A 14,465-nucleotide genomic window follows, 5' to 3' on the forward strand; every position below is an offset into this window, starting at 1 on the left:
CAGAACTAGCTAGATGAAGAACCACAAGATGAAGAACAACACAGCCAGCAACGCTATGGACAACAGTCATCAGGGAACCGAATCCATGAACCCCAGCACGAATAGCAACACCAGCCGTTCTTCTTCGATTTCGCGCCGCGCCCGCGTGGCCACGATGGCGCTGGCGGTGGCGTTGACCGGCGGCATTCTGCAGGGTTGCGCCACCCAGGCGCCGCCTCCGCCACCCCCGCCGGCCATTCCCACCAACTGGAAACCGGTGAACACGCGCGACACCACGCCGCAGGCGATTCCGTTGGCGGAAGAAGAGGCGTTGCACAAGTTCCAGATGCTGCCGACCGATGTGACGCTGCGTTCCATGCTGCAGCGCTGGGCGGATGAAAACGGTGGTGAGCTCGAGTGGCAGTACCCGAGCGACCTCACGCTGGTGCGCGACTTGCGCGATGTGAAGGAAAACAACCTGAACAAGGCGCTGCGCGTGGTGCGCAAGGTGTATGCCGACCAGTTTGTTCGGGTGCGCCTGTTCTCCAGCAAGAAGATGCTGGTGACCGAGCTGCCGGGCCGCAAGGCGGCCATGGCCAAGAAGCGCAAGGCAGAAGAAGCCGCGGAGCGCGCTGAAGAAGAACGCGAAGCGCGTGAGGCAGCGGCCGAGGAGAAGCGCCTGGAGGAAGAAGAGGCTGCCAAGGCACGCCGCGCTGCTGAAGAAGCAGAGAAGGAAAAGGCAGAGAAAGCGAAGAAGGCCGAGCAGGCTGCCGCTGCTGATGCGGCTGCTCAGCGTGAAGCCGAGCAAGCCAGGGCTGCAGCAGATGCTGCTGAAGCTGCGAAGGCGGAAGCGAACGCCGCTGCGAAGGCCAAGGCCGAAGCCGACCAGAAAGTGGCGGCCAAGCCCGCCCGCCCGCTGGAAATCTGGTGAGCGGGCCAGCCACGGCCAGGAACAGGAAAGAACAGCAAGTCCCCAAACAGAACAACAACAACTGATTCGGGCCGCATGAGCAGCCCATCTAAGTCAGGGAACAGGTGAGCCAAGTAGTGACCAAGATGCCCATTTTCAAACGCGACCTCTCAGAGGCCAATCAGGAGATCATCAAGAAATCGGTGAACTTCGAGACGGCCCAGATCACCATGGTCAAGCGCAGCGAGCGCCTGGCCTGGTGGGTGGCGGCATGCTCTCTGGTGGTGACCATTGCCCTGGTCGGCGCCATTGTGTACATGCTGCCGCTCAAGGAGAAGGTCCCCTATCTGGTGACCGTGGACCTCAAGCGAAGCACCAGCACGATTTCGCATCTGCGCGACAACGTGGCCATGACTGGTATCTACGCCAGCGAGGCACTCAACCGCAGCCATGTGGCGCGCTTTGTGCAGGCGCGTGAAGGCTATGACTGGGACACCATTCAGGAGCATGAATGGGAATTCGTGGCTGCCATGTCGAACGATCGCGTCAAGCAGTTGTTCGTCAAGCAGTTTGACGGCACGCCCAACTCGCCCGACAAGCGCTGGGGCCGGGACAAGGCCATTCGGGTCAAGGTCAACAGCATCGTGTTCCACGGGCTGAACGAAGAACAGCGCATCCGGCCCACGGGCGCCACCGTCCGGTTCGAGAAGTGGCAGTTCGACAAGCGCTCGGGTGTGAGCAAGTACATGAGCAGCCATGTGGCGACCATGCACTATGAATACAAGACCAACCTGCGCATGAATGAAAACCTGCGCCTGCGCAACCCGCTGGGCTTCCAGGTGACGACTTACAAGGTGGATGACGAGTTCAACGCGCCGACCTTCAAGCGCGAGGAAATGACGGGTGGCGTGCCTCTGATCGAGGAAAGCGACGGCCAGCTCAACCGGGGTGAGGGGTCGGACATTTCCAGCAGCACTGATGAGGCATCCGGCCAGCCGGATCTTCCCGGTGCGGCGCCGACACCGTCCACACGCTGAGCGGGGAGGGCAAAGCAATGACGAATCAGCAGCAAGGCAAGCGACTCGCGAACAACAGCAGCAGAAGCAGAAGCAACAACAACGGCAACAGCCAGGAAGTGACGATGCAAGGCAAACAGCAAGGCAACGATCAGCAACACGGGAAATCCACCGCCGGGCGCGGCATCTGGAGGGCAACGAGCAAGGCCATGACCGGCATGCTCATGGCTTTCGGCATGTTCGCCGCCGTGCCTTCCGTGCAGGCGCAATCACAAGTGCAGGAAGTGCGCGAAGTGGTGTACCGGCGCGACGCGGTGGTGCGGGTCAACACGGGCCTGGGCATCGCCACCCAGATCGAGATCAGCCCACAGGAGCAGATCAAGGACTTCGGCACCGGATTCACCGATGGCTGGGAGCTGGTGCGCCGTGACAACGTGTTCTACATCCGCCCCAAGAACGTGGATGTGGACACCAATATGTACATCCGCACCAACATGCGTTCGTACCTGATCGACCTGCGGGTCTCGGCGACGAAGTGGCGCACGCTGGACGAGGCCAAGAAGGCCGGCGTGTACTACAAGGTGCGCTTCATCTACCCGAGCGAGCAACCCGAGCAGGGGAGCCAGGCACAACAGGTCAATCAGGTGCTTTCGCCTTCGGCTGCTGCACTGGACTCACAAGGCGACTATCACCTGAACTATGACTACGCCAGCTCTCTGGGTGATGCATCCGTGATCGTTCCGCTTCGCGTGTACGACAACGGCCAGTTCACCTATATCCATTTCCCCAAGCTGGCCAATTTCCCGGCGGTTTTCGGCCGCAACGGGGAGGTGGCTGAGGAATACATCGTGAACCAGCACAGCGAAGGCGACGTGATGATCGTGCAAGGGGTCTACCCCTACATCGTCATGCGCCTCGGTGCAGACGTGGTGGCCCTTCGGAGGAACAAGTGATGATGAACAACGGAAACAACGCCATGCAAATGCCTGACCAGAACGGTGCAGCGGCGCCGCAAATGAATGACACCATGCCGCGTCTGAACAGCGGCGTTGGCCGGGGCGTCAACAAGATGGCTCTGGGCTACATCGGTGCAGTCGCCATCGGTGTGGTGGCGATGAGCATGTGGGTTGCCAATGTGGCTTTCTCCGCCGACGACAAGGAAAAGAACCGGGTGGTGTTCGAAGACGTGGAAGTGCCGAACAAGCCGGTGCTGCGTTTGCCGGAAGAGCCCATGCTGGCCGAGCCTCCCGTGCAGATGGCGGCCATCAAGCCGCCTCCAGTGCCCAAGCCAGCCGGACCGGAAAAGCCGGACGACCTGCTCATGCGTCGCATGGCGAGCCAGAACAACCTGATCCCGGAGACCGAAGGGCGCAACACCGAGAACCGTTTCTTCGAAGACGAGTTCTCGTCTGTGAAGCGTGGCGCGGTGCAAGTCATGGCCAATGCCGACATGATGCTCACCCGTGGCACCTTCATCCGCTGCGCGCTGCAGACCCGTGTGGTCTCTACCTTGCCGGGCATGACGTCCTGCGTGGTCACGGAACCCATCTACTCCACCAACGGCCGACGACTCCTGATCGACAAGGGCTCCAAGGTCACGGGCGAGTACAAGTATGTGGACGAGAACTACGACCGCATCGGCATTGTCTGGACGCGGATTCTCACCACCACCGGCCTGGATGTTCGCATTGACAGCGCTGGCACCGACACTCTGGGCGGCGCTGGCGTTCCCGGCGAGTACGACGGCCATTGGGGCGAGCGTATCGGTTCGGCCATGCTGGTGAGCTTGCTGGCCGACACCATCGATGTGGCGTCGCAGAAGATTGCCGAGAAGAATGACATCAAGGGCCAGTCGAGCACGGTGTACGGTAACGGCTACGTGGCGCAGACCTACGATCCGTGGAAGTCGCGCACGGCCGACACTGCGCAGGCAGCCGCCACCCAGATGCTGGCCCGCTCTGCCAACCGCAAGGCCACTGTGACGGTCATGAACGGTACGGTGATCAATATCTTCACCGCGCGGGACGTCGACTTCTCCACGGTGTTGCAGTGACACACCGCGCGCCAGCCAAGAACATGTACAAGGGAACCGGTCCGGGTATGAGGGAGTCAGGGGTTTGATCGAGGAAATCGCTGAACCGATCGCCAATATCTCGACCGAGTTCCTTGAGTACCAGTACCACGTGCTGGGCATCACGGAGTACCTCAACAACCCTGAGGTGACCGAGATCTGCATCAACCGGCCAGGGGAGGTGTTCCTGGAAACGGTGCATGGCTGGCAGCGGCTGGAAGTGCCGCAGCTCACCTTCGACCGGGCGCGGCAGTTCTGTACCACGGTGGTCAACGAGAGCAAGACCGGCCAGCGCATCACGTCGGTCGACCCGGTGGTCTCGCTGACCTTTCCGACCGGTCAGCGTGCGCAGTTTGTCTTGCCGCCCGCGGTGCCCGCGGACACGGCGTCCATCACCATTCGCCTCCCATCGCGCTGGACGAAAACGCTCAACCAGTACCAGGAAGACGGCTTCTTCAACGAGATCCTTGACGACACCGACGAGCTGACGGACATGGACAAGGAGTTGCTCGAGCTGAAGAAGGCTCGCGACTTCCATGGCTTTTTCAGCAAGGCGGTGCACTACAAGAAGAACATTGTGGTCAGCGGCGCCACCGGCAGCGGCAAGACGACGTTCATGAAGTCTCTGGTCACGCACATTCCGCAGGATGAGCGGCTGATCACCATTGAGGATGCGCGCGAACTGTTCATTGACCAGCCCAATGCTGTGCACCTGATCTATTCGCGTGGGGGGCAGGGGGCTGCCAACGTCACTGCCAAGGGTTGCATGGAGGCCTGTCTCCGGATGAAGCCCGACCGCATCATCCTCGCCGAGATCCGGGGTGACGAATCCTTCTACTACATCCGCAATTGCGCATCCGGTCACCCGGGCTCCATCACCAGCTGCCACGCGGGCAGCTGCGACCAGACCTGGGATCAGATGGCTCTGATGGTGAAAGCATCTCCCGAAGGCTCGGGCCTCGCGTTTCCGGAGATCAAGCGCCTGCTGCTGCTCACCATTGATGTGGTGGTGCACATCAAGGCCCATGCAGGCAAGCGGTACATCACCGGCATTGATTTTGATCCGGTGCGCAGGATGCGCCTGAGTGCCACCTGATGCGTTGGCATGCCTGCCCCAAATGGCTGGCACAAGAAAGAACCTGATGAAAATTTTGAAATCACTTTTCGTTCGTTCAGCCCTTCTGGTGGCGAGCCTGTCTGCTGTGACCCTCTCGACGGCTCTGGCCGCAGGCAAGGTGCTGACGCCCACGCCACTGCGTGGAATCTGGTTCGAGGACAGCGACATGGGCCAGCACCTGTGCCTGACCTACAAGCTGCGCCAGAACGGTGAGCATGTACCGGGTGCGATTGTTGTTTCCGACGTGCAGATCATGAAGCTCAGGGAAGCGCATGAAGACGAGATCCTGTTTGTCACCAAGGTGGAGCCTGCGACGGCTGCAGCCTGGCGCATGCAGGCGCTCAGCGACGTGTTTCCGTACGAAGCAGCCAAAGAGCTCAAGAGCTTCGGCCTCTCGACCCGCAATGGAAAGCTGTACTGGTCAACACCGGTGGTGGTGGATGGCAAGGACACCATGAACACGGACGTGTTCGTGCGCTGCATCTGAGCCAGGTTGCGCTGACTGGCTGATATCACTGACTCCGCTCACATTATGGAAGAGGCTCCGGCATTCCCTGACTCTGGTGCAGCCATGCCTGGCTCGCCAGAGATGCCTGCGCCGGTGCCCGATGTGCTGCCTGAGCCTCTGCCGGTCCTGGCCGGGATCCCGGGGCTGTTTCAGGCCCATGCGGAGGATCGTCTGGGCGCGGCGCTGATGGCGCATGAAATGGAACCGTCCATGGTGGAGCAGGTGCAGGCCTATGCGGTGCGGGTGGCCATGGAAAAGCACATGGGGCCCGGCGTGGCATGGATGGGGGTGAGCCTGGACGGCCAGCGCGTGGGCATGCGGGACACGGTGGGGGTGATGTGGGATTTTGCGGTCGGCGAGGCCTTTTCGTCGAGTGCACATGAGCACCTGAATCAAGCCATGGTGCATGCGCAGGGCAAGGCGCCCGCCGTCCCCGGCGTATCCAAACAGAGCGCCGGGCCGGCCATGCAAATGGCCTCGGGTGGGTCGGCTGGCGGCAGCAGTGGTGCCGAAGGCGGTGCGACCTGATAGCGCAATGCTGGCCGGACCGAGACTGAGGCTGGGAAGAAGACCGGGATAGCGCCAGAGATAGCGCCAGAGATGGCGCTAGAAATATCGATAGAGATCGAACTTGAAATTGAACGCCAGTTTAAAGATTGGGGAAATGAGAAAGGACATGACAGCCATGCAAGACATGACACCAACCAGGGCAGCATCCTCGCTGCGCAAAACAGCTTCACGTGCCAGCGCTTCTCTTCGTATGGGGGGCGTGGTTCTGGCGCTGGGCGTGCTGGGCGGATGCGTATCCCTGCCCGGCATGCAGGCCAATGTGGCGCCAGCCGAGCCCACGAAAGGTCTGGAGCCCCAGAAGGTCAATGTGGCGTCTGACGCCGTGACCTATCACTTCGACTTCGTCTTCGGCGATGGTGCTGGCACCGCCAGCTCCAAGCATTTCGGCGCCGGCTTCATCGTCGTGACGCAGGATGGCAAAGAGGTGCAGGCCATTGCCCACAACTTTGAATTGCCACGCAGCGCGCTCGACCGCCAGGGCTGGATGCAGTTTGGCGATCTGAACAACGATGGCTGGCAGGACTTCATGGTGCCGCATCGCATGACCAACGGCGTGACGGTCATGAGCCTGTACGAGTACGACAGCAAGGCCGAGCGTTTTGCGCCGGTTGGCAAACTCTCCGGCCTGGGTGAGATTTCTCGCGCCGCGCCCGGCTGTGTTCAGGTCACTCGCGCGCTCACAGCGGAGGGTGCTGCCGATCGCCAGAACTTCTGCTACTCGAAGCAGACAGGCCAGTGGGTGGCTCAGATCGCTCCGCTGTCGGCTGACGACGTGCTCGATGCCGATGCCGGCTGTGCAGGTGCAACCCCTGATGCCAAGGCTTGCCGCAAGTCCCGCATGGCTTTGGAGAAGACGCTCAAGGGTGAACTTCAAACCTATGGCAAGTCTTACCAGGGCGTGCTGACGGAGAGCAAGAACAAGCAGTATGCTGCGCGCTTTGTGCGCAACACCAATGTGGAGCATCGCGCATGGCTGCGCTACCGCGATGCGCGATGCAACGCCTATGTGCGCGAGCAGGGGTTTGATCGCAAGCTGTTTGACTCAGCGATCGAAGCGTGCCGCTATGACCTGTCGGTCGCTCAGCTGCACGAGTACCGTTTGCGCAATGCCCGCCTGGCAGAGACGATGGCGGCCGATGATGCCGGTGAAGAGGCGACTGCGAAGCCCGCCGCTGAAGCAGCGCCCGAGGCAGCAGCTGCAACCGCTGCTGAGCCTGCAGATGCCGACAAGGCTGTGGCCAAGCAGTAAGACCTGGACGTGAAAGCGATGGGTCACAGCGTGACAATGCGCGTCGAATCGAGGGAGAGCCTGCCGGGTACGCATGCTCTTCGCTCCAAGGAGTGACACCGTGAACGCAAAGCTCAAGTGGACCCTGGCAGTGTTCGCACTGGTGGTGGCGCTGCTGTTCGGCGCCTGGTTCAGCGGCCTGATCATGCTGTGGCGGCTGGACATGGCGACCGACGATCTGGGCCTGACGACGTATGCCCGCTACTGGTGGGCACACGGCGACAGTGCGGCCTTTGGCCGAACCATCCGCAACAGTGGACTTGTCGGCTTTGGTGTTCCGCTTCTGATCTTCGCCGCGGGCGCGCTGTGGGCGCTGATCAACCGAAAGCAGAACATCTATGGCGATGCCCGGTTTGCCACGCTGGCTGACCTGAAGAAGAAGAAAATGCTCGACCCGGACGACACCGCACTGGTGGTCGGCCGCAAGAACGGCAAGTACATCTACTTCAATGGCCAGCAGTTCGCGTTGCTGGCTGCCCCGACCCGGTCGGGCAAGGGTGTCGGCATTGTCATCCCCAACCTGCTGAGCTACCAGGGCTCTGTGGTGGTGCTGGACATCAAGCAGGAAAACTTCGACCTCACCAGTGGCTTCCGAGCCAAGTATGGGCAGGACGTTTTCCTGTTCAACCCGTTTGCCGAAGACCTGCGCACACACCGCTGGAACCCGCTGAGCTATGTCTCGGACGACCCCCATTTCCGGGTGAGCGACGTGCAGAGCATTGCCGCCATGCTGTATCCGGTGCATGAAGGCGCCAAAGACCCGTTCTGGTCCAACCAGGCTCAGAACGCTTTTGTGGCATTTGCCTTGTACGGTTTTGAGCAAGCCGAATACCTGACAAAGAACTTTGGCCCGGAAGCCGCGGAGACGCCCACGATTGGCAGCCTGTTCAGGCTGGCTTCCGGCAGGCCCGGGCAGGACTTCCGGGAGTACCTCAACGAGCTGGCCAGCTGGCCGCACCTGAGCCAGAGTGCACGGTCCGCCTTCGCCACCTTGCAAGGCCAGGCCAAGGAAACCTTTGCCTCCATCATGGGCACGTTCAAGGAGCCTTTGAACCCCTGGCTGAACCCTGTAGTGGACGCTGCCACCAGTGGCAACGATTTCGATCTGCGCGATGTGCGCAAGCGGAAGATGACGATCTATGTGGCAATTCAGCCCAACAAGCTGGCCGAAAGCCGCCTGATTCTCAATCTGTTCTTCAGTCAGCTCATCAACCAGAACGTCAAGGAGTTGCCGCAGGCCAACCCCGAGCTCAAGCACCAGTGCCTGCTGCTCATGGACGAGTTCACCAGCATCGGCCGGGTGGACATCATTGCAAGCGCAGTGAGCTTCATGGCTGGCTACAACATGCGCTTGCTGCCCATCATCCAGAGTCTGTCTCAGCTGGAGTCGACCTATGGCCCCGAGGTGGCGCGGACCCTGATCACCAACCATGCCTTGCAGATTCTCTATGCGCCACGTGAACAGCGCGACGCCAACGAATACAGTGAAATGCTGGGCTATGTGGGCGTGAAGAAGGACAGTATCAGCCGCAACCGCGGGCGCGAAAAGAGTGTGACCAAGAGCACCGCAGAAGAGCGCAGGGCGCTGATGCTGCCGCAGGAGCTCAAGGCGATGGGAGACAACAAGGAGATCCTGATGGTCGAAGGCATGGCCCACCCGGTCATGGCCGACAAGATTCGCTACTACCAGGACAAGGATTTCACAGTTCGGCTGGAGCCCAAACTGACGGTGCCCAAGCTCAAGCTGCCGGGAGGCAGCGCCTCAGCGCCGACCGGCTTTCCCAAGCGGCGAAGCACAGCCGCGCCAGCCACTGCTGGCGGCATGAACACGGGCAGGGCAGGGCTGGCCGCTGCGAGCAGCGCTGTGGCGGCTTCAGCCCGACCGGCATCAGCGCCTGCTCCGACCGCCACTGCGGCACCTCCCAAAGAGTACACGGGACTGGCGGGAATCCAGGAAGAGTTCAGTGACGTTCTGGGTAAACTGGATCGACGTTGACCCTCAGAGGTGTTAGCCAGCGCCGGCGTGGCCGGCTTCTTCAGACGCGGAGCAGCAGATTCATTCATGACCTATCTGGTCGAACAAGCTTGGACAACGAGTACTGGAGAGCGAACCATGGTGCCTGAACCGAACGATCAACGCCGCCCGCACGCGGCAGGACTCAACGACGCGCCGGGTAGTTTGAGCCTGAGCCGTCGAACCAACTCCTTTCAAGATTCCCCCAGGAGCAGTCTTTCATGACCTACCTCGTTGACCAAGCCAAAGCCCCGTCCAATTTTGTGGTGGAAGACGTTCCACCTGGGGTGAAAGACAACTGGGACTTTGAGAAGGCGCCGCTCTATTCCCCGTTGCATTTGAACCGGTGGCCCTTGGGGCCATGGACCATCGACAAACAACGTCAGGTGGCATTGGCCGGAGGAGAGACCGATGCGCGCGCTGCTGGCGAAGCGAACACCGAGGTGACGCACTGGACCACGTTTCTGATGGAGGGGCAGTCGGTTGGCATTGTTCATCAGACAGGCGTCGAGATGCTGGAGGGCGCTGACGAGAGAACGGGCAGCCAAAACAGAATTGAGCTCCTGACCAATGTGTACCTGTATTTGCCGCCTACCTTGTACCCACGCAAGGACGAGATCATTGCGATGATTGAAGAGGCCCACTATGTCAGGGACGATGGGCCAAACCTTCCCTGGGTCAAAGGTGTTCGGCTTGAATTGAAAGACGCTCGGTTAGATACCGAGTACTGGAGAGCGAAGCATGGCGCGTGAACTGAATGATCAACAGACCGCCGTCATTGACTGGCTGAACCAAGTTCGGCGGGACGGCGGTGTTGATCGCTATCCAGGCGGTTTCGAAGCCTTCAAGGCAGACTTGTTCGATCGGCTGGATGGGCTCTCCACGCGAGTTCCGGACCAAGCGGCTGATGCTGTCACGCTGTTGTACAGCGGCAATGCAGGAAATGTTCAAGGCAACTGGCAGTTGGCTGAGAGCATTGGCACGGATTCTCATGGCCGTGTTGTCACCATTGGCAATACGGATATCGGGCTTCTGCAGAATGACGATCGATTCACGTCCGCGCTGAAAGGAACCATCGGTTCTGGGCATCCGGAGTTGTTCGCGGAACTTAACGCGGGTGTCCGTCCCGACGGCAGCAAGGTCGAGAGCATCTGGGACCGGGCCAGCCGGCGTCTGGCCGAGGGAGCCACAGGCGATGTGCGCACCCTGACTTCACTGGCGGAAGATCACAAGGTGTTTGCCAGTGTGGAGTTGCCTGCACTGCTGAAGAACCCCAACGTGACGCACATCAATGGTGTTCCGCTGGAGGCCTATCAGCGCATCTATGCGTCGACCCCCGGTGATGTCTCAGCCAAGCTCAGCGAAGTGAACAAGGCTGTGCAGGCCTCCTCGCGCGGACTGATGTCGGAGATGCGATGGGCAGATGCGGGTGACCACGTCAAAGGTGCCGATCGCTATCGCGTGGACCCCGGGCAGCTGTTTGAGGGTACGCCCTACACCGAGCCACCCCGGGTGGCGGCCAATGATGTCGCGTTTGACATGGCCAAGGGACCACACCCGTACGAGTCGGCGGATCAGTTGGCGCGCATCGAGCAGGGGCAGAGTCGCCTGAAGCTGGAGGTGGATGAACTGCTCTCTCGCGAGGCAGCGCGAGCGGCTGCGGCAGGTGCCGACGATGCGCCGAGCCGCTTGAGACTCCCTAGCCCCGCTGTGCTCAAAGGTCTGGGCTACGCGGGCACGGCGTATGGCCTGTACCAGGGCTATGGCGAGTTCAAGGATGCGATCGACAGTGCCACTTCGACCCGGGATTTGCACGTCAGGGCTTATGAGTCTGGAGCAGACCTGGCAGTACGCAGTGGTGTCTCGGGTACGGCGGCTGTGGCTGGTGGTGCCGTGGGTGGATTGGGCGGGTCGGCATTGGCGCCTGGGCCGGGCACGGTTGCTGGTGCTGTCCTGGGGGGAGGTGCGGCAGCCTATGGTGCTGAAAAGGCCTATGAAGATTCGCGCTTGCAGCAATGGACCCGTGCGGTGGGGCGGGAGTTGGGGGCGCTCAGCTACGACCACATTTCACGCGAAGGCCGCTTGCTGGGGCGACTTGAGTCGCTGAAAGAAGATCTGGCCGAATCGACAGATGCTTCGGAGCGGGCAGAAATTCAGGCTGAATTGGCGGCAGTTGGGGCCGAGTTCAAGGCTGAGGTCGACAAGAACAACGCGTATTACGAGGGGCGTGGTCTGATTGAATCGCAATGGCAGGCCATGTCGACGCGGTTTCCTGACCTGGACAAGGATGACGTGGTCGATGCGTACGAGACGCGACTGGAAGCGGGTTTGAAACCTGCTGACGCTGTTCGCGCAGGTTACAGCGACGCCGTCCACGAAGAAGTGGAGGCACGAGGCTTGCCCTATGTGCCAGAAGCCAGGTACGGCGAATATTCCGACGCTGCCTTGCAAGCGGCATGGCGACGCTTCAGCTCAGAGGTGGCAGAGGGCACTCGAGAGATTGATTTGCTGAGCGTGCGGGGGCCTGAGCCCTCCAAGATCCCGTTGGTCGGCAGCATGATCAGCGAGCACCATCACGAAGCCACACTGGAACGCTTGAAAACAGAGCGTTGGCGCGACAGCGGGCATGTCTCTGCGGTGGAAGCGGAGATGCAGCGCAGGGGGTTGACTCCGCCTCGGACCGAGCGTGGGGTAGCGCCCCATACCAGCCTGGATGCCAGCCGGCCCGAAACACGACAGGTGCTGGCCGACTCTCGTGATGCAGTGGCGGCGACGGCCTGCCGAGGGGGTCTTGAGTGGGACCGTGGCCTGAGTGCCACCAGCTACCGGGTGGCTGCTTTAGCCAGGGCCAACGAGATGACGTGTCTGAATGCCTTCAAGGTCGACGGTGGCGAGATACGCTTCGCCCAAACAGATGGACCACAGCCCAAGGTGGCTTCCGTGCCTGCGACTCAGGCGGCCAATCAGGGCATGGCAGAGTCAGCAGAAGCGCTGGCGCAGGCAGATGCTCGCGACGCTGACCGGGAGGCGCAAGCCGCCGCGGAAGAGCAGCAAAGAACTGCTGCATGGCAGGCCGAGGCGGAGAGCGATCGAGCGGTGGGCTGACGGGAGTTGACGAAGGCTGAGGAGGGCTGACGCCTACAATAGGCGCATGACCCGACAATTCTTCGGTACCGACGGCATCCGCGGTACGGTGGGCCAGGCGCCCATCACCCCTGACTTCGTTCTCAAGCTGGCCCACGCGGTGGGTCGGGTGCTGCGCCGCACGGAAGAGCGTCCCAGGGTGTTGATCGGAAAGGACACGCGTATTTCCGGCTACATGCTGGAGTCTGCGCTGGAATCGGGCTTCAACTCTGCCGGTGTGGATGTGGTGTTGCTCGGTCCGGTGCCCACACCGGCTGTGGCCTATCTGACCCGTGCGCAGCGGGCAAGTCTGGGCGTGGTGATCAGTGCCAGCCACAACCCGTTCATGGACAACGGGATCAAATTCTTCAGTGCACAGGGCACGAAGTTGCCCGACGACTGGGAGCTGGCGGTGGAAGAGGCGCTGGCCCAGGACCCTGTCTGGGCGGATTCTGCTCATCTGGGCAAGACGCGGCGGCTTGATGATGCAGCCGGCCGATACATCGAATTCTGCAAGAGCACCTGCCCTTCGCCGTTCACGCTAAAGGGGATGAAGCTGGTGGTGGACAGCGCGCATGGCGCGGCCTATCACATTGCCCCGGATGTTTTTCACGAGCTGGGGGCGGAGGTGATCCGAATCGGATGCTCCCCCGACGGACTGAACATCAACGAGGGCGTGGGAGCCACGCATCCCGAGGCGTTGGTCGAAGCCGTGAAAGCGAACAAGGCTGATTACGGGGTCGCGCTTGATGGTGACGCTGACCGGCTCCAGATGGTGGACGCGGATGGTCGCCTCTACAACGGCGACGAGCTTCTCTACCTCATAGCCAAAGACCGGCTCAGCCATGGCCATGTGGTCCCGGGTGTGGTGGGGACCCTGATGACGAACATGGCGATCGAGATCGCCTTCGGTCATCTGGCCGTCCGTTTTGTCCGGGCCAAGGTGGGCGACCGCTACGTGCTGGAAGCGCTGGAGCACCATGGGTGGACGCTGGGCGGGGAGGGATCGGGGCACTTGCTGGTGCTGGACCGACACACCACCGGCGACGGATTGGTCTCGGCTTTGCAGGTGTTGCAAGCCTGTGTAGGCAGTGGCAAGCCGATGAAGCAGTTGCTCGACGGCGTGGACCTGTTTCCACAGACATTGATCAACGTGCGGCTCAAGCCTGGCCAGGACTGGCAGGCCAGCGCGGCACTCAAGGCTGCACGCGCCGAGGCGGAGAAGGCCCTGGGAGACGATGGTCGTGTGTTGATTCGCGCCAGCGGTACCGAGCCGGTGGTGCGGGTAATGGTTGAAGCGCGCGATGCCAATCTGGCACACCGTTGCGCGCAGTCCATGGCCGATGCCTTGACAGGTGAACAGGCATGAGCGGGCCAGTAGCCGACATCTCGGTCCGGGCAGTGAACTACCGCGACGCCGGGGATGCGCTGGCGCTGGTCGCTTTGCTCGACGCCTATGCCCGTGACCCGGCGGGTGGAGGCGAAGGGTTGAGTGACGAGGTCAAAACGAAGCTGGCCGGTGCACTGGCTGTGCGCCCCGAAGCATTCAGTGTGATGGCATTTGCCGGAGACGATCCGGTCGGCTTGATCAATTGCTTCGAAGGTTTTTCCACGTTTGCCTGTGCGCCTTTGGTGAACGTGCACGACGTGGTGGTGGTGCCCGGTTGGCGGGGCAAACGGATTGCCGAGCGCATGCTGGAGGCGGTAGAGCAAATGGCGCGCGAGCGTGGCGCCTGCAAGCTCACGCTGGAAGTGCTGTCACTGAACACACCTGCCAAGCGGCTGTATGAGCGGGTGGGTTTTGCCGGCTATGCGCTGGACCCGGCCAAGGGTGTGGCCGAGTTCATGCAGAAGTGGTTGCGCTGAGGC

At 61.3% G+C, this 14,465-nt stretch carries 13 protein-coding genes; all 13 read left to right on the forward strand.

Going from position 1 to position 14,465, the window contains the following annotated elements:
* Window positions 1–13 precede the first annotated feature (13 nt).
* The 13 genes from ABWV89_RS03480 to ABWV89_RS03540 all read left to right on the forward strand — a co-directional run bounded on the left by ABWV89_RS03480 (window position 14) and on the right by ABWV89_RS03540 (window position 14,462).
* Window positions 14–910, forward strand: a complete 897-nt coding sequence (locus ABWV89_RS03480; protein ID WP_353394237.1) for a hypothetical protein — start codon at window positions 14–16, stop codon at window positions 908–910.
* 125 nt (window positions 911–1,035) lie between these two features.
* Complete coding sequence (locus ABWV89_RS03485; RefSeq protein WP_353395156.1) at window positions 1,036–1,926, forward strand: VirB8 family type IV secretion system protein; 891 nt, start codon at window positions 1,036–1,038, stop codon at window positions 1,924–1,926.
* Window positions 1,927–1,943: 17 nt separating this feature from the next.
* On the forward strand, window positions 1,944–2,858 hold the full coding sequence (locus ABWV89_RS03490; RefSeq protein ID WP_353394239.1) for a TrbG/VirB9 family P-type conjugative transfer protein: 915 nt from the start codon (window positions 1,944–1,946) through the stop codon (window positions 2,856–2,858).
* The gene (locus tag ABWV89_RS03495) at window positions 2,858–3,958 is read left to right on the forward strand and encodes a TrbI/VirB10 family protein (protein ID WP_353394242.1); all 1,101 of its coding nucleotides are present in this window, start codon (window positions 2,858–2,860) and stop codon (window positions 3,956–3,958) included. The genes ABWV89_RS03490 and ABWV89_RS03495 overlap by 1 nt, the downstream gene beginning before the upstream one ends.
* A 64-nt stretch (window positions 3,959–4,022) precedes the next feature.
* Window positions 4,023–5,072: a P-type DNA transfer ATPase VirB11 gene (gene virB11 / locus ABWV89_RS03500; protein WP_353394244.1), complete on the forward strand. Its 1,050-nt coding sequence runs from the start codon at window positions 4,023–4,025 to the stop codon at window positions 5,070–5,072.
* 46 nt (window positions 5,073–5,118) lie between these two features.
* A complete protein-coding gene (locus tag ABWV89_RS03505; protein WP_353394246.1) occupies window positions 5,119–5,580 on the forward strand; it encodes a hypothetical protein in 462 nt (153 codons plus the stop codon).
* A gap of 84 nt (window positions 5,581–5,664) precedes the next feature.
* Complete coding sequence (locus ABWV89_RS03510) at window positions 5,665–6,129, forward strand: hypothetical protein (protein WP_353394248.1); 465 nt, start codon at window positions 5,665–5,667, stop codon at window positions 6,127–6,129.
* Between the two features lie 148 nt (window positions 6,130–6,277).
* Window positions 6,278–7,420, forward strand: coding sequence for a lysozyme inhibitor LprI family protein (locus tag ABWV89_RS03515; protein WP_353394251.1), 1,143 nt, complete (start codon window positions 6,278–6,280; stop codon window positions 7,418–7,420).
* A 100-nt stretch (window positions 7,421–7,520) separates the two neighbouring features.
* Entirely contained in the window at window positions 7,521–9,455 is a 1,935-nt protein-coding gene (locus ABWV89_RS03520) for a type IV secretory system conjugative DNA transfer family protein (protein WP_353394253.1), read from the forward strand.
* A 239-nt stretch (window positions 9,456–9,694) separates the two neighbouring features.
* Window positions 9,695–10,225 (forward strand): hypothetical protein, encoded by a 531-nt coding sequence (locus ABWV89_RS03525; protein WP_353394255.1) that lies wholly within the window; start codon window positions 9,695–9,697, stop codon window positions 10,223–10,225.
* Entirely contained in the window at window positions 10,215–12,578 is a 2,364-nt protein-coding gene (locus ABWV89_RS03530; RefSeq protein ID WP_353394258.1) for a hypothetical protein, read from the forward strand. Before ABWV89_RS03525 ends, ABWV89_RS03530 begins: the two co-directional genes overlap by 11 nt.
* 46 nt (window positions 12,579–12,624) lie before the next feature.
* Window positions 12,625–13,965 carry a phosphoglucosamine mutase gene (gene glmM / locus ABWV89_RS03535; RefSeq protein ID WP_353394260.1) on the forward strand — a complete coding sequence of 447 codons (1,341 nt, stop codon included), beginning with the start codon at window positions 12,625–12,627 and terminating at the stop codon, window positions 13,963–13,965.
* The gene (locus ABWV89_RS03540; protein ID WP_353394262.1) at window positions 13,962–14,462 is read left to right on the forward strand and encodes a GNAT family N-acetyltransferase; all 501 of its coding nucleotides are present in this window, start codon (window positions 13,962–13,964) and stop codon (window positions 14,460–14,462) included. Before glmM ends, ABWV89_RS03540 begins: the two co-directional genes overlap by 4 nt.
* Window positions 14,463–14,465 lie beyond the last annotated feature (3 nt).

The organism is Hydrogenophaga sp. 5NK40-0174, assembly GCF_040372165.1.
Classification (GTDB): Bacteria; Pseudomonadota; Gammaproteobacteria; order Burkholderiales; family Burkholderiaceae_C; genus Hydrogenophaga.

Coding starts and splice junctions, on each gene's coding strand:
- ABWV89_RS03480 (WP_353394237.1), top strand. CDS start 14: ATGAAGAACCACAAGATGAAGAACAACACAGCCAGCAACGCTATGGAC.
- ABWV89_RS03485 (WP_353395156.1), top strand. CDS start 1,036: ATGCCCATTTTCAAACGCGACCTCTCAGAGGCCAATCAGGAGATCATC.
- ABWV89_RS03490 (WP_353394239.1), top strand. CDS start 1,944: ATGACGAATCAGCAGCAAGGCAAGCGACTCGCGAACAACAGCAGCAGA.
- ABWV89_RS03495 (WP_353394242.1), top strand. CDS start 2,858: ATGATGAACAACGGAAACAACGCCATGCAAATGCCTGACCAGAACGGT.
- ABWV89_RS03505 (WP_353394246.1), top strand. CDS start 5,119: ATGAAAATTTTGAAATCACTTTTCGTTCGTTCAGCCCTTCTGGTGGCG.
- ABWV89_RS03510 (WP_353394248.1), top strand. CDS start 5,665: ATGCCTGGCTCGCCAGAGATGCCTGCGCCGGTGCCCGATGTGCTGCCT.
- ABWV89_RS03515 (WP_353394251.1), top strand. CDS start 6,278: ATGACAGCCATGCAAGACATGACACCAACCAGGGCAGCATCCTCGCTG.
- ABWV89_RS03525 (WP_353394255.1), top strand. CDS start 9,695: ATGACCTACCTCGTTGACCAAGCCAAAGCCCCGTCCAATTTTGTGGTG.
- ABWV89_RS03530 (WP_353394258.1), top strand. CDS start 10,215: ATGGCGCGTGAACTGAATGATCAACAGACCGCCGTCATTGACTGGCTG.
- glmM (WP_353394260.1), top strand. CDS start 12,625: ATGACCCGACAATTCTTCGGTACCGACGGCATCCGCGGTACGGTGGGC.
- ABWV89_RS03540 (WP_353394262.1), top strand. CDS start 13,962: ATGAGCGGGCCAGTAGCCGACATCTCGGTCCGGGCAGTGAACTACCGC.